22 protein-coding genes and 1 tRNA gene are annotated in these 20,357 nt (G+C 45.3%); 7 read left to right on the plus strand and 16 right to left on the minus strand.

Annotated features, from left to right (window positions below):
• Positions 1-64 precede the first annotated feature (64 nt).
• The 3 genes from SporoP33_RS04795 to SporoP33_RS04805 all read right to left on the minus strand — a co-directional run bounded on the left by SporoP33_RS04795 (position 65) and on the right by SporoP33_RS04805 (position 1,815).
• A complete protein-coding gene (locus SporoP33_RS04795) occupies positions 65-298 on the minus strand; it encodes a glutaredoxin family protein (RefSeq protein ID WP_081242678.1) in 234 nt (77 codons plus the stop codon).
• A gap of 153 nt (positions 299-451) precedes the next feature.
• The gene (locus SporoP33_RS04800) at positions 452-1,240 is read right to left on the minus strand and encodes a TPM domain-containing protein (protein ID WP_081242679.1); all 789 of its coding nucleotides are present in this window, start codon (positions 1,238-1,240) and stop codon (positions 452-454) included.
• A complete protein-coding gene (locus tag SporoP33_RS04805) occupies positions 1,237-1,815 on the minus strand; it encodes a LemA family protein (protein WP_081242680.1) in 579 nt (192 codons plus the stop codon). Before SporoP33_RS04805 ends, SporoP33_RS04800 begins: the two co-directional genes overlap by 4 nt.
• Before the next feature lie 382 nt (positions 1,816-2,197).
• On the opposite strand from SporoP33_RS04805, the gene SporoP33_RS04810 reads away from it, so the two are divergent.
• The 5 genes from SporoP33_RS04810 to SporoP33_RS04830 all read left to right on the plus strand — a co-directional run bounded on the left by SporoP33_RS04810 (position 2,198) and on the right by SporoP33_RS04830 (position 6,578).
• Positions 2,198-2,938: a metal ABC transporter ATP-binding protein gene (locus SporoP33_RS04810; RefSeq protein ID WP_081242681.1), complete on the plus strand. Its 741-nt coding sequence runs from the start codon at positions 2,198-2,200 to the stop codon at positions 2,936-2,938.
• A complete protein-coding gene (locus tag SporoP33_RS04815) occupies positions 2,938-3,798 on the plus strand; it encodes a metal ABC transporter permease (protein ID WP_081242682.1) in 861 nt (286 codons plus the stop codon). Before SporoP33_RS04810 ends, SporoP33_RS04815 begins: the two co-directional genes overlap by 1 nt.
• Positions 3,799-3,868: 70 nt before the next feature.
• Positions 3,869-4,846: a metal ABC transporter solute-binding protein, Zn/Mn family gene (locus SporoP33_RS04820; RefSeq protein ID WP_196796859.1), complete on the plus strand. Its 978-nt coding sequence runs from the start codon at positions 3,869-3,871 to the stop codon at positions 4,844-4,846.
• 134 nt (positions 4,847-4,980) lie between these two features.
• Positions 4,981-5,295: an ArsR/SmtB family transcription factor gene (locus SporoP33_RS04825; protein WP_081242683.1), complete on the plus strand. Its 315-nt coding sequence runs from the start codon at positions 4,981-4,983 to the stop codon at positions 5,293-5,295.
• A complete protein-coding gene (locus tag SporoP33_RS04830) occupies positions 5,286-6,578 on the plus strand; it encodes an arsenic transporter (RefSeq protein ID WP_081242684.1) in 1,293 nt (430 codons plus the stop codon). The genes SporoP33_RS04825 and SporoP33_RS04830 overlap by 10 nt, the downstream gene beginning before the upstream one ends.
• Positions 6,579-7,274: 696 nt before the next feature.
• On the opposite strand, the gene arr is transcribed toward SporoP33_RS04830, so the two are convergent.
• Positions 7,275-7,691, minus strand: a complete 417-nt coding sequence (gene arr, locus SporoP33_RS04840) for an NAD(+)--rifampin ADP-ribosyltransferase (protein ID WP_081242686.1) — start codon at positions 7,689-7,691, stop codon at positions 7,275-7,277.
• Between the two features lie 208 nt (positions 7,692-7,899).
• Here arr and SporoP33_RS04845 point away from each other — a divergent pair, with 208 nt between their 5' ends.
• On the plus strand, positions 7,900-8,121 hold the full coding sequence (locus SporoP33_RS04845; RefSeq protein ID WP_231293303.1) for a hypothetical protein: 222 nt from the start codon (positions 7,900-7,902) through the stop codon (positions 8,119-8,121).
• A gap of 211 nt (positions 8,122-8,332) precedes the next feature.
• Here SporoP33_RS04845 and ehuA read toward each other — a convergent pair whose 3' ends face one another.
• The 5 genes from ehuA to SporoP33_RS04870 all read right to left on the minus strand — a co-directional run bounded on the left by ehuA (position 8,333) and on the right by SporoP33_RS04870 (position 11,973).
• Positions 8,333-9,109, minus strand: a complete 777-nt coding sequence (ehuA, locus tag SporoP33_RS04850) for an ectoine/hydroxyectoine ABC transporter ATP-binding protein EhuA (protein WP_081242687.1) — start codon at positions 9,107-9,109, stop codon at positions 8,333-8,335.
• 26 nt (positions 9,110-9,135) lie between these two features.
• Positions 9,136-9,819: an ectoine/hydroxyectoine ABC transporter permease subunit EhuD gene (ehuD, locus tag SporoP33_RS04855; RefSeq protein ID WP_081242688.1), complete on the minus strand. Its 684-nt coding sequence runs from the start codon at positions 9,817-9,819 to the stop codon at positions 9,136-9,138.
• Positions 9,819-10,478 (minus strand): amino acid ABC transporter permease, encoded by a 660-nt coding sequence (locus SporoP33_RS04860; protein WP_081242689.1) that lies wholly within the window; start codon positions 10,476-10,478, stop codon positions 9,819-9,821. Before SporoP33_RS04860 ends, ehuD begins: the two co-directional genes overlap by 1 nt.
• 92 nt (positions 10,479-10,570) lie before the next feature.
• Positions 10,571-11,458 carry an ectoine/hydroxyectoine ABC transporter substrate-binding protein EhuB gene (gene ehuB, locus SporoP33_RS04865; RefSeq protein WP_081242690.1) on the minus strand — a complete coding sequence of 296 codons (888 nt, stop codon included), beginning with the start codon at positions 11,456-11,458 and terminating at the stop codon, positions 10,571-10,573.
• A 443-nt stretch (positions 11,459-11,901) separates the two neighbouring features.
• Positions 11,902-11,973, minus strand: a tRNA-Arg gene (locus SporoP33_RS04870).
• 232 nt (positions 11,974-12,205) lie between these two features.
• On the opposite strand from SporoP33_RS04870, the gene clpP reads away from it, so the two are divergent.
• Positions 12,206-12,799: an ATP-dependent Clp endopeptidase proteolytic subunit ClpP gene (gene clpP, locus SporoP33_RS04875; RefSeq protein WP_081242691.1), complete on the plus strand. Its 594-nt coding sequence runs from the start codon at positions 12,206-12,208 to the stop codon at positions 12,797-12,799.
• A gap of 1,059 nt (positions 12,800-13,858) precedes the next feature.
• Here clpP and SporoP33_RS04880 read toward each other — a convergent pair.
• The 7 genes from SporoP33_RS04880 to SporoP33_RS04910 form a co-directional block, all read right to left on the minus strand.
• Positions 13,859-14,116 (minus strand): HPr family phosphocarrier protein, encoded by a 258-nt coding sequence (locus tag SporoP33_RS04880; protein ID WP_081242692.1) that lies wholly within the window; start codon positions 14,114-14,116, stop codon positions 13,859-13,861.
• A gap of 43 nt (positions 14,117-14,159) precedes the next feature.
• Positions 14,160-15,092: a DNA-binding protein WhiA gene (whiA, locus tag SporoP33_RS04885; RefSeq protein ID WP_081242693.1), complete on the minus strand. Its 933-nt coding sequence runs from the start codon at positions 15,090-15,092 to the stop codon at positions 14,160-14,162.
• Positions 15,093-15,133: 41 nt separating this feature from the next.
• The gene (yvcK, locus tag SporoP33_RS04890) at positions 15,134-16,126 is read right to left on the minus strand and encodes a gluconeogenesis factor YvcK family protein (protein ID WP_081242694.1); all 993 of its coding nucleotides are present in this window, start codon (positions 16,124-16,126) and stop codon (positions 15,134-15,136) included.
• Complete coding sequence (rapZ, locus tag SporoP33_RS04895) at positions 16,104-16,991, minus strand: RNase adapter RapZ (RefSeq protein WP_081242695.1); 888 nt, start codon at positions 16,989-16,991, stop codon at positions 16,104-16,106. The genes yvcK and rapZ overlap by 23 nt, the downstream gene beginning before the upstream one ends.
• 5 nt (positions 16,992-16,996) lie before the next feature.
• Entirely contained in the window at positions 16,997-17,473 is a 477-nt protein-coding gene (locus SporoP33_RS04900) for an 8-oxo-dGTP diphosphatase (RefSeq protein ID WP_081242696.1), read from the minus strand.
• 206 nt (positions 17,474-17,679) lie between these two features.
• A complete protein-coding gene (gene trxB, locus SporoP33_RS04905) occupies positions 17,680-18,633 on the minus strand; it encodes a thioredoxin-disulfide reductase (protein WP_081242697.1) in 954 nt (317 codons plus the stop codon).
• A 146-nt stretch (positions 18,634-18,779) separates the two neighbouring features.
• The gene (locus tag SporoP33_RS04910; RefSeq protein WP_081242698.1) at positions 18,780-20,303 is read right to left on the minus strand and encodes a tetratricopeptide repeat protein; all 1,524 of its coding nucleotides are present in this window, start codon (positions 20,301-20,303) and stop codon (positions 18,780-18,782) included.
• Positions 20,304-20,357: the final 54 nt, after the last annotated feature.

The raw sequence follows: 20,357 nt of genomic DNA on the forward strand, positions 1-20,357 counted from the left end.
GTAAAAAAATACTATACACGAAGTATAGCATGCACAAGATTAAAACGCAATAAAGAAAGCGCTTTCAATGCTCAATTAATTCCAAAATATCTATATAGCCAATATTTCCATATGCCAATACCTGCCCATCCTGTTCAATGACTGGGATCATCAACATGTATTTTTCATGGATTTCGTCATCTTCTTCTATATTGATAGTTTGCCACTCAAGCGGATAATCCTCCGCGACCAGCCGCAGCATCCGTTCCGCTTCGTCACACAGCTCACAGCCCGGCCGTGTATAAAACTGAATTTGCATAAGTCATTCACCTCATTTTTATTATCATTACACGGAATTGGGCTAATTTCTAGAGAAGCGCTCAATCGGTTGTTGAGGCCGCGCCAACCCAACCAAAAAAAGCGGCGACAACTCACCAACTCGAGTCATCGCCGCTTCACGCACATCAAACTATTACCAGCTTCTGCCTGCGCCGCCGCCACCGCCGGATCCGCCGCCGCCGAAGCCGCCAAAACCTCCTCCACCGCTGCTTCCGCCGCCAAAACCACCGCCGCCGGGGCCTGGGAAGAATATAGGTCCGCCGCCTGACCGGCCGCCCGGACCGCCGCGGCCGCCTCTTCCTCCCCCGCCGAAAAAGATGCGGAAGAGAATGTAGAGAATAACGATAATGACGAAGAATGATGGAGTGCCTATGTCTTCGCCGCCTTGCTCAGGGTACGTGACCGGCAATTCATCGCCTTCAAGCCCGTACTCTGCTGCGATTTCATTATAGAAGGCTTTATAGACTTCCATAATCGCGAGATCCGGCTGCTCATCGCGAAGATAAGGCATGGCCAGTTCGTCTATGAATCGTCCCACCTTGCCGTCGGGAAGCGCGCCTTCGAGTCCGTAGCCGGTAGCGAGATAGAATTCGCGCTTGATGCCGGCTGCCTCGTCTTTTTCAGTCGAGACGACCAGCAGCGCGCCATTATCCATGTCTTTATCGCCTAACTGCAATTCACGCAGCGTGCGAAGTGCGTACTCTTCAACAGGCTCGCCTTCCAATGAATATACTGTACGGACAGCGAGTTCTGCCTTGGTTGCTGCCTGCAGACGGATACCGTACTCGCGTATTTCTGCTTCCTGTGCGGGTGATAAAATTTCCGCGTCATCTACTACTACTTCTGTAATCGCATGAACTGTCGCAGTACCGGTAAGGGCAACCAGCGCTGCGATAATGAACATGCAGAAGCGGTTAATCACTTCACGTCATCCCCGAAATCGACTGATGGCGGTTGTTGCGCCCCTTCGACCGCTTTGAAGTATTCTTTTTCGTCAAATCCAAAGATAGAAGCGATAATTTTTCCCGGGAATCGTTTGACTTTCCGATTGAAAACGGAAACTACGTCATTATAATCTTTTCGCGCAACTGCGATGCGGTTTTCCGTTCCCGCGAGTTCATCCATTAACTGCTGGAAGTTCTGATTGGCTTTTAAATCCGGATAGTTCTCGACAACGACGAGCAGCCTGCTCAATGCGCCTGAAAGCTCGGAGTCTGCGGCTGCCTGTTCTTCAGGGCCTTTCGCACCTGCCATCTTGCTGCGGGCTTCTGCAATGTTCTCCAGCACTTCTTTCTCATGTGAGGCGTACCCTTTCACTGTATTTACTAAGTTTGGAATTAAGTCCACTCTTCGCTGTAATTGCGTTTCGATCTGCGCATACGACTGATCGACGTCCTCTTCCAAATTGACTAACTTATTGTACGAAGGAACGATCATTATCGCCGCAATGACCACTAACACGATAACTCCTATAAGCGGGCCTGCTATTCTCTTCATGGACCACTGCTCCTTTCTCTCTCATTAGTATGTACTTACCCTTCTTCTTTCACTCGCCAAACTTCCGGCAAGGATATATTCCATACAGAGTTTTTGGAAACAGGTGGGTGATCAACCAGTTCACTTCCTATATATAAGCATACTATACGAATAATATGATTCCTCAACCGAAAAAACCCAGCCAATCCGTCTTTAAGAATATTTTTCATTCCATGCTTTACAGATTATTTTGAGTGAGCTATACTAATAAAGTTGCGTGAGGGAAACTAATGTTTTATATTTACACTAACATTAAAAAACTATACTGATTAATATGTAAGATAAATACTATTTTCCTTTTACCATAAAGTTGCACGAGGGAAAGAAAAAAGGAGGAAACCTGATGATTTCACCGATAACGGTTAACAATATTTCCGTTTCATATGACGGCGATGAAGTAGTAAAAGACGTATCGTTTTCATTCGGTCCCGGCAGCCTGATCGGAGTGCTCGGTCCAAACGGCGCCGGCAAATCGACTTTAATGAAGGCGATGCTCGGCTTAATCCATAAAGATCACGGAGATGTGAAAATCGGCAGTAAGCCGGTCGATTCTATGCGTAAACAGATCGCATACGTTCCGCAGCGTTCCAATATCGACTGGAACTTCCCTATCATCGTAAAAGACACGGTGTTGCTTGGGACGTATCCGAAGACAGGTTTATTCAGACGTCCGCGCAAAGCGGATAAGGAATGGGCAATGGAATGTCTGAAACAGGTAGGCATGGAAAATTTCGCGAACCGCCAAATCGGTGAATTATCCGGCGGGCAGCAGCAGCGTGTATTCCTTGCGCGCGCACTGGCTCAAAATGCCGATTACTTTTTCCTGGATGAACCATTTGTAGGGATCGACGTTTCCAGTGAAGAAATTATCATCGGGATTCTGCGCGAACTGCAGGCTGCCGGCAAAATTATTTTCGTCGTTCACCATGACTTATCCAAAGTGAAAAGTTACTTTGATGGACTGATTCTTATCAACAAAGAGCTGATCGACGCCGGCCCTGTCAACGAGGTATTCCAGTCAGATAATATGACGAAAGCATACAACCGGGAATTTATGCTTGATGGTTTGGGGGTCACACCGTAATGGAATTTATTCAAGACATCATGACGTACGGTTTTCTGCAGAAAGCTCTGATTACGTCGGTTATGGTCGGTATCATTTGCGGAGTCATCGGCAGTTTCATCGTACTTCGCGGCATGGCTTTAATGGGAGACGCAATTTCCCATGCGGTGCTTCCGGGTGTGGCTATTTCCTATATGCTCGGCATTAACTATTTCTATGGTGCGGTACTGACAGGTGTGCTGACAGCATTCGGTATTGGCGCGATTTCTCAAAACAGCCGCATCAAAAATGACTCCTCTATCGGAATCGTCTTTTCCGCAGCATTCGCACTTGGAATTATTTTAATTACACGGGCAAAAAGTGCCACGGACTTAACGCAAATTTTATTCGGTAACGTATTGTCTGTCCGCAGTTCCGATATGTGGGTGACATTAATTATAGGAGCCATCGTCATCTTGGTTGTCGTTCTATTCTTTAAAGAGCTTCTCGTTTCCAGTTTTGATGAAACGATGGCGGCAGCTTACGGCTTGAAGACGCGTTTGATTCACTATGCCATTATGTTTTTACTGACTTTAGTTACAGTCGCTTCATTACAGACGGTCGGTGTTATTTTGGTTGTCTCTTTATTGATTACACCAGCTTCCACCGCCTACCTGTTAACGAACCGCTTATCGGTCATGGTGGTGCTCGCCGCATGTTTCGGTGCGGTATCTTCTATCATCGGACTGTATTTCAGTTTCTTGTACAATATGCCGTCAGGGCCTGTTATTGCATTGGCAACGACAGCGATTTTCATTCTGGCATTTCTGTTCTCCCCTAAGCAAGGGGTCATTGTCAGCAAGTTTCGTTCAAAATCTAAACGCAAGGCAATTGCCAGATAAGTTACCTACAGAATTAACCGCCACGGCGGAAATATACATTCATTATCCACAAAGGAGTAGTATTCATAACATGAAAAATTTAGCAAAATGGCTGACATTGTCTTTGCTCGCTGTCTTTATGCTGGCAGCGTGCGGCAATGATGATGAAGGCAAAAAGACAGAAGGTGCGGATGACGGAGACAAGGCAGCAGAGGCTGGCGACAAACTGAAGGTCGTTACATCGTTTACTATCATTGCGGACATGGCACGTGAAATCGGCGGAGACTATGTAGAGGTCTACAATTTGGTGCCGACTGGAACAGACCCTCACGAATATGAGCCATTGCCGAATGATATCAAAGCAGCGACTGACGCTGACGTATTATTCTATAACGGACTGAACTTGGAAGGCGGAGAAAAAGGATGGTTCTTCAAAATGATGGACTCCGTCGGCCAGAAAGATGAAAACATCTACAGTTTGACAGAAGAAGTTGAACCGATGTATCTCGGCAGTGAAGACGGCCGAGAGGAAGAAATCAATCCGCACGCATTTATCGATCCGGCTGTCGGTGTGAAAATGGCCGAAGCTATGCGCGACGCTTTGATTGAAAAACACCCGGCGAACGCCGACAAAATCCGAGAGCAAGGCGATACCTATGTTCAGCGTCTGCAGGAACTTGACGATGAATTCGCCGAACGTATCGCAACTGTACCAGAAGAAAACCGTGTGCTCGTTACCAGTGAACGTGCTTTCCAATACTTGAATGACCATTACGGCCTAAAAGAAGCATTCATCTGGGAAATTGACACAGAAGAGAACGGTTCACCTAAGCAGATTAAAGAACTCATTCATTACATTAAAGAACATAAAGTTCCTGTCTTGTTCGTAGAATCCAACGTGGACACCCGTCCAATGGAAACTGTTTCTGCAGAGACTGGTGTTCCGATTGCGGAAAAGCCGATCTACTCTGATGAAATCGGTAATCCTGGTGACGAGGTCGATACGTATGTGAAGTATTTGACCTACAACATGAACCTAATCCATGACGAATTAAGCAAAGAACGATAAACACTTCAGTCAACCAGCTGAACAAAAAGGAAAGCCGCACTCCCCTGCGGCTTTCCTTTTTTATTTGAAAAAGCCATTGTGTATATAAGTCTTCACTTATATAATAATTATATTACTTAATAAAGGAGAGTTCTATGAATTCTGAACAGATGGAACGCTATTTAAAAACTATTGGCGACAAATCCAGATTGCAGCTGCTGAAGGCTCTTGAACGGGGGCCGTTATGCATTTGCGACTTGAACTTGCTGCTTGATGTCTCGCAGCCGGCAGTCAGTCAGCATATGCACAGACTGAAGAAAGACGGTGTTGTGCACGATGAACGGCGCGGACGCTGGGTATACTGGTCGCTGAATACGCACCACGCCCACCATGGTCTGCTGCTGGAATTACTGAAGCTGCTGCCGGTGCCTGCAGCTGAAGAGAGCCGGGAGGAAAACGCATGCAAATAATACTCGCTTTCATCATCTTCCTCCTGACTCTGGTGTTCGTTATTTGGCAGCCGCGCGGATTATCAATCGGCTGGTCCGCAATTGCCGGGGCGATTCTTGCGTTGCTCGCAGGCGTCGTCAGCTTCACGGATGTAATCGATGTGACATCGATTGTATGGAATGCCACATTGACATTTGTTGCCCTCATTATCATTTCATTAATTTTGGATGAGATCGGATTTTTCGAATGGTCTGCCTTACATATGGCGCGTTTTGCCAAAGGGAGCGGCGTGCGGATGTTTCTGCTTGTCATCTTGCTCGGCGCAGGTGTATCGGCTTTATTTGCGAACGACGGTGCAGCTCTGATTCTGACGCCGATTGTGCTCGCCATGGTGCGTGCGCTCGATTTTAAAGAAAAGATGATTCTGCCTTTCGTTATGGCATCAGGCTTTATTGCGGATACGACCTCCCTTCCGCTCGTCGTCAGTAATCTGGTGAACATCGTATCTGCAGACTTTTTCGGCATTGGTTTCGCAGAATACGCGAGCCGGATGATCATACCGAACTTCTTCAGTCTTGGCGCAAGTATTCTTGTGCTGTATATTTATTTCCGCAAGTCTATCCCAAAGCGATTTGATGAAGAATTATTGCAGGAGCCTGCCAGCGCCATTCGCGATCATCGCATGTTCCGGATTTCCTGGGTTGTGCTCGGTGTCCTGCTGACCGGCTATTTCATCAGTGAATCGCTTGCGCTGCCCGTTTCATTCATCGCGGGATCCGTTGCGATTGTATTTTTGCTGATTGCGCGGACAAGCGATGCAGTGCAAACCAAAACAGTAATCAAAGGCGCACCGTGGGCTGTCGTGTTTTTCTCGATTGGAATGTATGTAGTGGTGTACGGGCTGCGCAACGCTGGGCTGACATCCGCTCTGACCGGATTAATCGAGTGGACATCGAGTCACGGACTGTATGCAGCTACGATCGGCATGGGCTTCATCGCGGCCATTCTATCTTCCATCATGAATAATATGCCGACCGTCATGATTGACGCGCTGGCGATACAGGATGCTGCGGTTCCGCCTGATGTACGGGAGGCTTTAATTTACGCCAACATCATCGGCTCAGACCTCGGTCCAAAGATGACACCAATCGGCTCACTCGCCACACTGCTGTGGCTCCACGTGCTGTCTTTAAAAGGTGTGCGGATTTCTTGGGGCTATTATTTCAAAGTAGGAGTCATCCTCACCGTGCCGACGTTATTAATTACACTGACCGGGTTATGGTGGTGGCTGACAGTACTGTAATATGGCAGGCTGGTATTGACGTGAGGACGGCTTATTAAATAATTGGGCCAGATGGTCAAACATACAGAAAATAACAAGCTTGTAGACTATCCAAAGAAATTGGTTATTGGAAATGAGATGCTCTTGACAAGTCGTTGTAAAGATAGTGTATGGTTTAGGATTCTCCCTGCAGAACCGGACGCTTTCCTGAGGGGGCGCGGCGGACTCGCCAGAATTGCGTTGGCGATTACGCCTGTCACCCTGATCCTCCAGGAGTCGCCGGTTCTTCCGGGAGAATCCTTGAGTTTGTGTCCGCAGGTCAGTCAGTGTTCGTCCAGAAATTGGAGTATGGTAAGTGACTCTATCTGCGCGGTGTGGGTGGAGCTATGAATTGCCTGACTGAATGGACAACAAAGCGATTTTTTTCTCCATTCAGTTCATCGAAATAGTTATAGTAGCTAAAAAATTACCGCTTTCTAACTTCAAAAACGGACGCATTGTATCAGACAAGTCTACTCGGCTTTCACTACTTGCAGAGGGCTATCAAACTGTCTTATGTACACTAAGTCCGGCTGCAGCGCAGATCAACGGTTCCAAACTACTATCTGACTAACTGGGCGCAATTATTGAATAACGATTACGCTATTAAAGAGCCGGATTCAAAATAACTTGATCGAAAAATTGCGGACTCCCACTTATATGGGAGTCTTTTAAGGATTAATCGTAAATCACATTTTTACCTTCTTCAGTTAACTTCTTCAAAGACTCCAGCATATTATTTATTTCCTCGTTGGAATGTCTTTCCCATAAACCTAATTCAGCTACTATTTTCAAAGGAGACTTTGACCTATACGAGCGTGTCGGATTTCCCGGAAATCTTTTGTCAGTTACATTCGGGTCATTTTCAAATTCACCTAGTGGTTCTACAATATAAATTTTTTCATTTGCCTTACCTCTTGCTAATTCAGCCCCCCATTTGGCAGCTTCTAGTGTTGCGGTAAAGTATATATAGTTAGCTTTTTTATCTTGGTAATTTGATAAGTGCTGCGGTTCTAATAAATCACCAATGTTTAGTTCCGCTTTAGTACCGTGAAAAAAAGGACCTTTATCTAATACATCTTTTTTGTCTTCCATTCTTATACCCCCTATATTTTTGAGATTGATATATAAGTATAATGCCCAAAAAATAAAAAAACAGTCTATAAATAAGTTGAAAATAACGATATAATTTTAGGAGAGAGGTTTTGTGTTAAAAAAGAACTAGTAATCAATCGGGCGCGATCCTAAAATAAGGGTTAGGCCGCTAGAGGGCAAATTCAGATAAAGAAATGATTAGTGGGAGTTGAGCGATCTGGTCAAAACAATAACCTTTTCATTTACCAGCAGTGCATTTGCAGGTACTGAGGCCAAGGAGACATTTACGTTTGACGAATTAGAGATTGATGAAAGCTTGGATGAAAAAGAATTAGAAATTGAAATAAATCGAATTTATAAAGCATGGATCTGGGATAAGCTTAATGTATCGGGGAGTATCGTTATAGACGAACCTGGTACCTATCAATAACGTTTGTCCTATAAACGGGTGCGATTTACAGTAGATATATATTACTGCTTACGGTCAATATAAAACGCACAGACATAACAAGTCTGCGCGTTTTTTGCTATTTTCATTATTAATTCATATATAGTACATATACTTATTCGCAGGTATTGCCGCTTTCCACCCCCTCTGTCAAACCCGTCAGTATTACAAAGGACATCCTCTTGTTATTCTCTCATCGATTATTCGTAAAGCGTCCCAAAAAGTCCTGCAAGCGTTCGCTATGGGGATTCAGCAAAATTTCAGACGGCGGCCCCTCTTCCTCAATCACGCCTTCATTCAAGAACACAACACGATCCGCAATATCGAGCGCGAAGTCCATCTCATGTGTCACAAGAATCATTGCCATCTCGCCTTCTTTTGCCAGATCACGAATCACTTCCAGCACTTCCCCGACAAGTTCGGGATCCAGTGCGGATGTGACCTCGTCAAACAGCATGACTTGCGGCCTCATCATCAATGCACGCGCCATTGCGACACGCTGCTTCTGACCGCCTGACAGCTGTGCAGGGAACAGCCCGATTTTATCCCCGAGACCGACTTTCTCCAGCATTTCGACTGCGGTCTCCTTCACTTTTGCTTTACTTTCATTCTTGACGATGACAGGAGCCAGCATACAGTTTTCAAGAATCGTCATATGCGGGAACAGATTGAAATGCTGGAATACCATTCCGATATCGCCGCGGATAGAACGCAAATGCTTTTCATCTGCCGTCACCCATTCGCCTTTCTTCTGCATCATCCACAAATTTTTTCCATTCACTTCGATGGCACCTGATGTAGGCTCTTCGAGTGTCATCAGCATCCGGATGATCGTCGTCTTTCCGGAACCACTCGGCCCGATCAGCGCCACTTTTTCAGACGGCCTGATATCCAGGTCAATCCCTTTCAAGACTTCCGTTTTTCCGAATGATTTGTGTACGTCTTTATATTGTACAATCGGTTCCACGATCTGATCCTCTCCTTCTTCTCAATTGCTTACGCTAACGTTTTTTTGTCGAACCGACGATTATATTTCTTCTCTAATTTATTGATTAATAACGCAGACGGGTAGCTCAGCAATAGGAAGAACAATGCCACTACCGTTAACGGCTCTACGTATTTGTAATATTGTGCACCGTAGTCATTGGCGATGTGAAGCATAGCTACCACACCGATTGTCGAAGCTAACGGCACTTCTTTGAACATGATGATCAAGTAATTTCCGAGCATCGGGATGGTCGGAGGAATCGCCTGCGGCAGAATAATCTTCGTCCATTTCTGGCGTGTCGACAGGTTCAGTGCAGTCGATGCTTCCCACTGGCCTTTATCAACAGACTCAATTCCTGAACGATACACTTCAGACATATACGTGCTGAAATGAATGCCAAGCCCTAAAATAGCAGCCACGAATGGATTAAGGGATACCCCCACGACAGGCATCATCGGCCATGCATAGTAAATGAAAAATAACTGTACAAGCGGCGGTGTCGACCGGATAAATTCCGCTATCCAGCCAAACAGCCAGCGCACCGGACGCCAAGGCAGGCGGTTCAAAAATACCCAGACAAAGCCAAAGACCGCAGCGAATAAATAGCAAGCCAGCGTCAAACCGAGTGTAATCCATAGCCCTTTAAAAATCAGTGGAATAACGGAAAAAAATACGTCCCAACTCCAAGTCATCAGCTAGCCACTCCTTTCTTCGATACGATTTCCATTTTTCTCGTGAAGAAAATCAATGGCAACGCAATAATAAAGTACATCACGAGAAGAAGGACGTACACAAGCGGAGATTCCGACAAATGCGTACTTCTGTAAATATTCCCGTAGTACAGTAAATCGGTCAGTCCGATTAACGATACCAATGATGTTGCTTTTAATATTTGAATTAAGTAATTGCCGTATTCAGGAAGCATCATGCGCAGTGCTTGAGGAAGGATAATATGGCGCATACGCTGAAATTTTGACAGATTCAAAGCAATAGATGCTTCCGTCTGTCCTGCCGCCACTGCCTGTATCGATCCGCGCACAATTTCAGACATGTATGCTCCGTAGTTCAGAGAGATCGCCAGCACTGCTACCCATACATCGCTTCCCAGGTGGATATTAAATAATCCCGGCAGCGCGTAGGAGAACCAAAACAGCTGTACAATCAGTGAAGTTCCCCGAAAAATTTCTACAAAAAAACCTGTGAATCCGCTCACGAGAGGATTCGTATTGACACGCGACAGACCTGCAACGAATGCGATAATACTTGCACAAATAATCGACAGTATCAGCACTTGCAGCGTAATGCCTAACCCTTGTGCGACAGCGGAAAAAATATCGGGTAAGGAACTCACAAAAACCACTCCATTATAGTTGTTTTAATTGTATTTACATCATTTTGCGTGAAAAAAGTCATGCCGCTGTTGGGCATGACCCGGTTATACTCTTAGTAATTGTCGCCGTTACATACACTTTCTGTCGTAATATCGCTATCTACAATATTCATTTCCTCAGTAAAACCGAAAGGCTCGATCAGTGCCGCAATTTCACCACTGTCTTTCAATTTTTGCAGTTCTTCGTTATATGCTTCGCGTAATTCATCATCATTGTTCAAGAATGCAGCTGCACCATAACTTGGTACCCCTTCAATATCTGGTTGTTCAAAATCCGTAACAAATTCAAGTTTTTCATTATTGGCTGATTCTAAAGCCATCTTAATCGTCATTTCTGTACCGGTTGTCACCGCTGCACGCCCTGATTCGACTGCGGAGAATGACGCGGGAATATCCGGAACCATCATAATCTGGTCTTCTGCTACCCCTTCACGAATCATGAAATCTTTTTCTGTTGCACCGCTCATAACTGCTACTTTGATATCCGGGTTCGCAGCAATATCTTTATAACTCTTCAAATTCATCGGATTGCCTTTTTCTACAATCAGGCCTTCACCATACGTAATTTCCGGTTCACCAAATGACACACTTGAACAACGATCCGGCGTAATCGCCATACCCGCTGTAATGACATCGAATTTCCCTGCTCCCAAGCCCGGGATCAATTGGCCGAAATCAGACAGCTGACCGTCTACTTCGTCCACTCCCAAGTTTTCAAAGACCGCTTTGGCAATAGCTACCGCTGCCCCCTGCAATTCGCCATCCTCTTCATACGCATACGGTTTCTCATTGGCAAAGCCGACTTTGACAACGCCCTTCTCCTTCAAATTATCCAACTTACTTCCACTTTTATCACTTGCAGAATCTGAATCCCCATTACCGCAAGCTGCCAGTAATAAAAGCATCATCACCGCCAAAACACCGATCGCCGATTTCTTCATAATTCTCCTCCTTGATTTTTTCATCAAATTCTTTTTTACTTAGTTGATAGACTACCATAGTTAAAATTTGAGTTCAAACTGTTTTCGGCGATTTCTTTATTTGTAAAACTATGGATAATAACAACAAACGCTTTCGTGACAGCGTTTACACCATTCTTTTTTCGACAGTAATTCGTCTAAAATTTATTTTTATATAGGTGAAAAGACAGAGTTTTTTCCTTTTTACCATTCCACTTAGAATAATCCCCCAATGTATCAATAACCGTCCTTTTTTCCGCAGTAGTGAATTTATAATGAAAATGAAGAAAAATAAAAGAACACAACTCATGGGTAAGCTCCCAAGAGTTGCGTTCTCCCTATGCTTCATTAAATAAAAAATCAGCGGCTGCCCGCAGAATCTGTAAAGATCACTGCAGACAGCCGCTGATTAGATTAAACCTTGATGCCCTCGGCGGGAGTCGAACCCACATTTTAAGCTTCGGAGGCTTACGTGCTATCCATTGCACCACGAGGACTAAACATGTATGATAAAACTTTAGCCATGATGACTCTGCAAGAGAATAAATTATTTAATTCCCTAAGAGACATCTTCCATTATACCGCAGAATATAATCAAATGCAATGTGTATTTTCAAGGCAAATGATTTGACCTTTGTTGACCTTAATAGGTAAAATACAATTATAGTTGAAATTCAAATGGATTTCAACCGAACGAATATTATGAAGTCATTAAAGGAGGAAGTCTCATTGAATCTAATTCCTACAGTTATTGAACAAACAAACCGCGGTGAACGGGCGTATGACATTTATTCTCGCCTATTGAAAGACCGTATTATCATGTTAGGCAGCGGCATTGACGATAACGTGGCAAACTCCATCGTTGCACAGCTGCTATTCCTCGAAGCTGAAGATCCGGAGAAAGACATCTCCATCTACATCAACAGCCCGGGCGGAAGCATCACAGCAGGTATGGCTATCTACGATACAATGCAGTATATTAAACCTGACATCCGAACAATCTGTGTAGGTATGGCAGCATCTATGGGTGCATTTTTACTGACAGCCGGTACAGAAGGCAAGCGCTACGCATTGCCAAACGCTGAAGTAATGATTCACCAGCCATTGGGCGGCGCACAAGGTCAGGCAACTGAAATCGAAATCGCAGCAAAACGCATCCTGCACCTTCGTGAAAAACTAAACCAAATCTTGGCAGACCGCACAGGCCAGCCAATTGACGTTATCGCAAAAGACACAGACCGCGACAACTTCATGACTGCCGAACGCGCAAAAGAATACGGACTAATCGACCACGTTCTCGAACGCAACGAACTGAAGAAATAACACCATCAAAAGGTTGTCCAGCAAACCATCAAACGGCTTGCTGCGGCAGCCTTTTTTGTTGTTCCTAAACGAACAATGCATAACCAATATAGTCTCGGGTTTAACAGAAGCATCTGCATTCTGACTTTAGAATATGACACCAGTTGATCGGAGTGGAAGGCGGCGACTCAGGGAGGATCAGCCTGACAGGTAAGACAACCAAAGGAAGCGTTAGCGACCTGGGTGGCTTACCGCGGGCCCTCCTGAACGCGTCCGCCTGGAACGCAGTGAAACGTTGCATCTCCCTTTCCGCTTTAACTCACTTGAAAACGTAAGAATACGAAAGAAAGCAAGGGTGAATGAGCGGATAACCAACCAGTATGAGCGCTTGCAAAGCCCAATTGAGCGCTGGACAAGAAGTTATGAGCGGTTACCAGTACACAAAGAGCGCTCGCAAAGTTACTATGATCGCTTATCCAGATTAATGAGCGGCTGGCCTGACTATTTTACAAATCACGGTACAGCACTCATTACTCCAATAACCAGCACAAGTGAAACGGAGTGGAAGGCGGCGACTCAGGGAGGATCAGCCCGACAGGTAAGACAACCAAAAGAAGCGTCAGCGACCTGGGTGGCTTACCGCGGGCCCTCCTGAACGCGTCCGCCTGGAACGCAGTGAAACGATGCTTCCCCTTTTCCGCTTTAACTCACTTGAAAACGTAAGAATACGAAAGAACGCAAGGCCGATTGAGCGGATAACCAACCAGTATGAGCGCTTGCAAAGCCCAATTGAGCGCTGGACAAGAAGTTATGAGCGGTTACCAGTACACAAAGAGCGCTCGCAAAGTTACTATGATCGCTTATCCAGATTAATGAGCGGCTGGCCTGACTATTTTACAAATCACGGTACAGCACTCATTACTCCAATAACCAGCACAAGTGAAAAGCAGCGGAAGGCGGCGACTCAGGGAGGATCAGCCTGACCTGGTTCGCTCATCGCGTTCCCCCCAGCTACGGAAAACCACAAAAAAAGATGACGAAACCTCACAAGGTCATCGTCACCCATACCCAAACTTATCCTCACTGCTCACTTTCCACTAACTCCGCCAAATTCTGAAGCGCCAAATCCTCATCAATACCATCCGTACTCAACGTAATCTCCGTACCCTTGGCAATCGCTAAACTCATAATTCCCATGATGCTCTTCGCATTCACCTGGCGATTATCCTTCTTCAAGTAAATATCCGCTGTGTACTTATTCGCTTCCTGTACAAACAATGCTGCCTGTCTAGCCTGTAAACCGGGTTTAATACCTACTTTAACTGTTTTTTCTACCATATTGTGTGCTCCTTTTCTTCCTCTTCTATAGAAGGATCTACTATTAGTTTCCACGCAGCCGTTCTGCGATTTCTTCAATCTTACGCAAACGATGATTCACTCCGGACTTGCTGACCGGCGTGCCGGTGACCAGCTCACCCAGCTCTTTTAACGTCACGTCTTGATATGCTACGCGCAAGCGGGCGATTTCCTGCAGTCTTTCCGGTAGTTGATCCAAACCGATCGTCTGCTCAATCAGTTTAATATTTTCCACTTGTCTCTGCGCAGCGCCAATTGTTTTATTCAGATTGGCGGTTTCACAGTTCACCAGCCGATTTACACTGTTTCGCATATCGCGCATGATTCGTACGTCCTCGAACTTCATGAGGGATACATGGGCGCCGATAATGCCAAGAAAATCGGAGATCTTTTCCGCTTCCTTCAAGTATGCAATAAATCCTTTTTTTCGTTCTATGGACTTTGCATTCAGGTGGTAGCGATTCATTAACTCGACAAGCGATTGACTGTGTTCCTGGTAGCTGGAGAAGATTTCCAAGTGATAGGAGGAAGTCTCCGGATTATTCACGGAACCTCCTGCCAGAAAAGCTCCCCGTAAGTATGCGCGTGCACAGCAATCTTTTTCAATTAACTGCGTATCGATTTTATTGATCATTTGAAAGTCATGCGTCATGATGGATAACTCTTCTAATAAATTCTTTGCCCCTTCTCGGATTCGGCAAATATAGACGTTATTCTTTTTCAGACGCATTTTTTTGCGTACAAGCAATTCCACTTTATACGGATACAATGCTTTCACGTTCGAGTACAGCCGGCGCGCAATTGCTGCATTTTCTGTCTGAACGTCAAGGCTCAATTGTTTATTGGAAAAAGACATAACACCGTTCATGCGGATGAATGCAGCGATTTCAGCTTTCGTGCAGCAGTCATCCGCTTCGATCTGCGTCAGCTCTTTCTTCGTTTTGGATGCAAAAGACATGATATTCCCCCTTTTCGGCGATCTTCATATCTATCCGCCTTCTACGTTCTCTCTATATAGCTCATCAGCATTTCCGATACATCCGTTGTTTTGTGCATGACCGTTCCATCAATGATGGTAGCAATCTCCTGCACAAATACTTCCGGCACCAATGCCTGCAGCTTATCCAAATCGTTTTCCACGAGCCATGGCTCATCTTTTTCATTGAGGTTATGCGTGCGTCTGAACGCCTCTGCGTTATTTACAAGCACTGCATCAAGAAACGGTTCTCCCGCGTGGTCATAGAGCGCCTGCACGTGCTCAGAAGCGGTATAGCGGTACGTTTCTCCACGTTGTGTAGTTAAATTACCGACATAGACCTTTTTCGCTGCACTTTCCATCACCGCGTCCCGGATGTCCTCGACTAAAAGTGTGGGCAAAGTACTAGTATACAAGCTTCCTGGTCCAAAAACGATTAAATCTGCATTTTTTATAGTTTCTGCTGTTTCAGGTAATGGTTTAACATCTTGCGGTGTAATGAAGACTTTACGGATTTTCCTTCCGTAGAGAGGAATTTTTGATTCTCCTGTAATTATTGAACCATCTTCAAGCTCCGCATGCAAGGTTATCCGCTGATTTGCAGCAGGCAATACTTTTCCTTTAATATTCAGCACAAGACCCATCTGCTCTACCGCACGGGCAAAATCGCCGGTGATAGTCGTCAGGGCTGTCAGCATTAAATTTCCGAGAGAATGTCCTTTCAAGCCATCCGAACCGTCAAAGCGGTACTGGAACATCTTCTCGATCAGCGGCTCTACATCTGAAAGCGCTGCCATAACCTGACGGACGTCTCCAGGCGGCGGGACTTGGTACTGGTCGAATAAACGGCCTGAACTTCCTCCGTCATCCGCCACAGTGACAATGGCTGTCACGTGAATCGGATGACGTTTTAATCCCCGTACAATATTGGAAAGCCCGGTACCGCCGCCAAATACGACGACTCTTTTCATAGTAGTGGATTGCATAGTAATGTCAACCCTTTCTTTTTTCAACATCCCGATGCGAGACACGTGTCGGGTACTCATCCTTGAAGACACCTGTGAAATATTCAGCAAGCGTCACGGAACGGTGCTGGCCGCCTGTACAGCCGAATGCGATTACTGCCTGGCCCTTTCCTTCCTGCTTATACTGCGGTATCAAAAATTTGAATAAATCCGTTAACTTCTCAATCAGCTCTTTCGTATCCGCCCATTTCAGCACATACTCGGATACTTCGGAATTCAGTCCTGTCAACGGACGCAGCTCCTCCAAATAAAACGGGTTTGGTAAAAATCGCACATCAAACACGACATCCGCGTCAATTGGCATACCGTGCTTAAATCCGAACGACACAAAATTCAATGTAAAGTTCGGTTCACCGGCTTCAGAGAATTCGCTGATAATCTTTTCGCGCAACTGCTTCGGTTTTAAATGGGACGTGTCGATGATCGACCGGGAAAGTCCTTTCAGCTCCGTCAGCAAAATGCGTTCCTTGCGTATTCCTTCGAGCAGCACACCGCCTTCAGATAACGGATGTGATCTGCGTGTTTCTTTATAACGTTTTACAAGCGTTTCATCATTTGAATCCAGGAACAGCAGACTTGTCTTGACGTCCTCCATCTTAAATAAGCCTTCGAGCGCTGTAATCAATGAATCAAACAAGCTTCCTCCGCGTGTATCCATTACAGCGGCAATACGTCTCATTTGGTTATCGGATTTCATCATCAAATCCAGGAATGTCACAAACAGTTCAGGCGGCAGATTATCGATGCAATAAAAGCCCATGTCTTCAAAGCACTGCATGGCCACCGTTTTTCCCGCACCCGACATACCTGTAATAATTACGACTTCATACTCATTTACACTTTGCTGCTGATCCATAAAATTTATTCACCTTCCATTGATTGTTGGAGCGATTCACGCAACAAGCGAAATTGCTCTGTATAATAGAACGTCCCATACTGCATACCTTTCTGACTGACCGCAAAGAGCAAATTCATGCGGTCTCCTTCCGCCATAGGTAATGTATGCAAACTTTCCAACGGATGCCATTCCAATTCCCCTTCAACGGTTGTCTCCAGCAGTTCACCAGAGTAATCATGCGCAATAAACGTAAAGAGCAGCCATTCGTTAAGCAGTTCTTTTCCTTCATCATCCATGATCATCATCGTATATACACCTTTAAGATGAGGCGCCGCAGCCTGTGCACCTGTTTCTTCTGCAAACTCACGCTGAGCCGCTTCATAGACAGATTCACCTTCGTCTATTTTACCGCCCGGCGCCACATACCAGCCACGTCTCGGTTTCTTCAGCAAAAGGACATGACCATCTTTCACCACGAGTAAATTAGCAATTTTTTGCATATGTAGTTCCCCACTTTTCAAGTATGTATGTATAGTATACAATGGTTTCTTCCAAAACGACAAAAAAAGGGGGCTGTTTACGGAAGTTTATACCGTAAACAGCCACAAAGTTGCTATATTATGAAAAGGGGGGGTGTTACTTCTACTTATTATCCCCGCTTTATATTTCCAGCATATTACATACAGATTACGAATTCATTACCTGATTATGCTTTAGCCTCAACCTCATCCATCAGCTCTTCAATATACTTCTGAGCTGCCTGTGCCGCGATACTGCCGTCTCCGGTTGCCGTAACTACTTGACGCAGCAATTTTTCACGAACGTCACCCGCCGCATAGATGCCCGGGATTTTCGTTTCCATGATTTCATTCGTCTCGATATAGCCGTTCTCATCCAAGATGCCCAGATCTTTAAATGGCTCTGTCAATGGATCCAGTCCGATATAGACGAACATTCCTTCTGTCTCGAACTCACGCTCTGAACCATCTTCTGTTGACACAAGAGTGACGGAACCGATCTTGCCGTCTTTTTCATTCACTTGCTTTACTGTAGAGTTCCAGATAAAGTCGATCTTTTCGTTCGCGAATGCACGCTCCTGAACGATTTTTTGCGCACGCAATTCATCACGGCGGTGAATGATCGTTACTTTATTGGCAAACCGCGTCAAGTATGAACCTTCTTCAACTGCAGAGTCTCCTCCGCCAATTACGACGATATCTTTATTGCGGAAGAACGCACCGTCACATACTGCACAATAACTTACGCCGCGGCCTGTCAATTCTTCCTCACCCGGAACACCGATCTTTCGGTAGTCCGCGCCTGTTGATAAAATGATAGCGCGCGCTTTATAAGTTTTCTCGCCTACGTAAATGGTCTTGAATTCACGGCCGTCTTCAATTTTCGTTACGTCACCGTAAGCATATTCTGCCCCGAATCGCTTCGCATGTTCAAACATTTTCGTTGAGATATCCGGACCGAGAATACTTTCAAATCCCGGATAGTTCTCGATTTCTTCGGTATTAGCCATTTGACCGCCCGGCATGCCTCTTTCCAGCATCAAAGTAGACATATTTCCGCGTGCTGTATACACAGCCGCTGTCATTCCGGCAGGCCCTGCCCCTACAATAATTACGTCATAGATTTTATCTTCTGTTGTCATTGCAGTTATTCCTCCTTCAATATATATACCTGTATTTTGTTCTTTCACTACAGGCTTCGTTCCGCTTGCTGCAAAGCATATCACTACTTAAAATCGTACGAGAATTCCCGGTCATTTTCAACTTAAATGCAACATCTGTTTCCGATTTACTCCTCTGTATAAGGCAGAAACTGCAACAATTCCTTCACATACTTAGAAAGCGTTGAAACTGATACTTGATATTGTTCTGCAAGAGACTTCTTTGTCACACTTTCATCGTGCGAAGCCTGGAACATATAATCTGCAGCCGCCGCAATCGCCTGAACGTTGCTGAACGCATATTGCTTTTCCAGTGCGTTTTCACATAATGTGAACCACATCTGAAACAGCTGCACTCCTTGCTCATCAAGCGGTTTATATTGTTCATAAAGCAAATCGCAAATTGCCAGGGCTTTTTGCAGCGCTTTCTCAAAAGCATCTTCCGCTTTGAATGAATACTCCAGACTGTGTGCCAGAAACAGCTGCTCCGCCGCGCTCAATTCTTCCACGTTAATATAGCCGGGATGTGAGAGTATCTCCTGCAAATGCGAGGACTTTCCCACCAAATATAAACCGAACATTCTCTCACTGCGGTATGGATTGGATATCTTTTCAATCAGAAACGGTACATTCTCTTCAAAGGAATCTGAATCGAGTGCAGCATCGGCTGATCTCCACGGCTCAAAGCCCTCTTTCGTGGGATCCATCTCCAGAAGCTTTTCGTATGCCTGCTCTGCTATTTTACGGTTTCCTGTAAAATAGGCAGCATTCGCCAGCCAAAAATAATAGCCGATATCGCCTTCAAAACCGCGTTTTTGCAGACTGCGCAGCCAATGATATGCTTCTTCATAACGGCCGATCAGCGCAAACGTAGCGCCCAGTTTATAGCGCTGTTCGAATTGATACGGCTTTATTTTGGATAAAAGATTCATCATACGCTTCAGGCGTTCATGATCTTTACGGTAATAAAAGAATACCGCCAAATTGCACAGCGCATGGATATTCCCTTTTTCTTCGCGCAGCACATCATACAGAATATCTTCTGCATGCTGTTCTTCGCCGATATAGAAATACGCAAGTGCCAGATTGTTGTGAACGGCCCAGGTTTTTGGATAGTCCAGCAATAATTTCTCCAGCACAGCAATTGCTTCCTTAAAGTCGCCCTGCTCCATCATTCGGCGTGCTTTCTCTTGTACGAACAGCACTTCACCGTCTAGCTGTTCCCCTTCTTCAAGGAACATCTCTTCCTGATCGGCAAATTCTGAGATCTCGTGTGCTTCTTCCACGAACAGGCCGTCCGGTGCCATTTCCACATACTTCAGGGCATATTGTTTCGCTTCACGCAGCAAACCAAGATGCGCGTGAACTTCCGCTAAATAGAAGGTCGTTTCTTCATTGTCCGGATCCAGATCATCTGCGGTCTGCAGCAGCTCATACGCATCCTCGAATCGTCCGACTTCCATGATGAACACGCCATACTCCATATGAGTCAGTGCATCGTCGGGATTCAGATCCAGCGCACGCTTATAATATTTTTCCGCGTCAGAAAACTGTTCGCGCTGCATCGCTTGCATTGCGCGTTTGCGATAAAAATCACCGTCAGGCAGAAATGATATAATTTTATCTTTTGGTAATCGTTGGTTATTTTTCAATCGAACTCCTCCGAAAAAGTAAGAGGAACGCACGGGACGTTCCTCTTTGCAATC

It is taken from the genome of Sporosarcina sp. P33 (assembly GCF_002077155.1).
GTDB lineage: Bacteria > Bacillota > Bacilli > Bacillales_A > Planococcaceae > Sporosarcina.

Excerpts from the sequence above, each read along its gene's own strand:
- SporoP33_RS04795 (WP_081242678.1), bottom strand. The coding sequence starts at position 298 with ATGCAAATTCAGTTTTATACACGGCCGGGCTGTGAGCTGTGTGACGAA.
- SporoP33_RS04805 (WP_081242680.1), bottom strand. The coding sequence starts at position 1,815 with ATGAAGAGAATAGCAGGCCCGCTTATAGGAGTTATCGTGTTAGTGGTC.
- SporoP33_RS04810 (WP_081242681.1), top strand. The coding sequence starts at position 2,198 with ATGATTTCACCGATAACGGTTAACAATATTTCCGTTTCATATGACGGC.
- SporoP33_RS04815 (WP_081242682.1), top strand. The coding sequence starts at position 2,938 with ATGGAATTTATTCAAGACATCATGACGTACGGTTTTCTGCAGAAAGCT.
- SporoP33_RS04820 (WP_196796859.1), top strand. The coding sequence starts at position 3,869 with ATGAAAAATTTAGCAAAATGGCTGACATTGTCTTTGCTCGCTGTCTTT.
- SporoP33_RS04825 (WP_081242683.1), top strand. The coding sequence starts at position 4,981 with ATGAATTCTGAACAGATGGAACGCTATTTAAAAACTATTGGCGACAAA.
- SporoP33_RS04830 (WP_081242684.1), top strand. The coding sequence starts at position 5,286 with ATGCAAATAATACTCGCTTTCATCATCTTCCTCCTGACTCTGGTGTTC.
- arr (WP_081242686.1), bottom strand. The coding sequence starts at position 7,691 with ATGGAAGACAAAAAAGATGTATTAGATAAAGGTCCTTTTTTTCACGGT.
- ehuD (WP_081242688.1), bottom strand. The coding sequence starts at position 9,819 with ATGACTTGGAGTTGGGACGTATTTTTTTCCGTTATTCCACTGATTTTT.
- ehuB (WP_081242690.1), bottom strand. The coding sequence starts at position 11,458 with ATGAAGAAATCGGCGATCGGTGTTTTGGCGGTGATGATGCTTTTATTA.
- SporoP33_RS04880 (WP_081242692.1), bottom strand. The coding sequence starts at position 14,116 with ATGGTAGAAAAAACAGTTAAAGTAGGTATTAAACCCGGTTTACAGGCT.
- whiA (WP_081242693.1), bottom strand. The coding sequence starts at position 15,092 with ATGTCTTTTGCATCCAAAACGAAGAAAGAGCTGACGCAGATCGAAGCG.
- yvcK (WP_081242694.1), bottom strand. The coding sequence starts at position 16,126 with ATGTTGAAAAAAGAAAGGGTTGACATTACTATGCAATCCACTACTATG.
- rapZ (WP_081242695.1), bottom strand. The coding sequence starts at position 16,991 with ATGGATCAGCAGCAAAGTGTAAATGAGTATGAAGTCGTAATTATTACA.
- SporoP33_RS04900 (WP_081242696.1), bottom strand. The coding sequence starts at position 17,473 with ATGCAAAAAATTGCTAATTTACTCGTGGTGAAAGATGGTCATGTCCTT.
- trxB (WP_081242697.1), bottom strand. The coding sequence starts at position 18,633 with ATGACAACAGAAGATAAAATCTATGACGTAATTATTGTAGGGGCAGGG.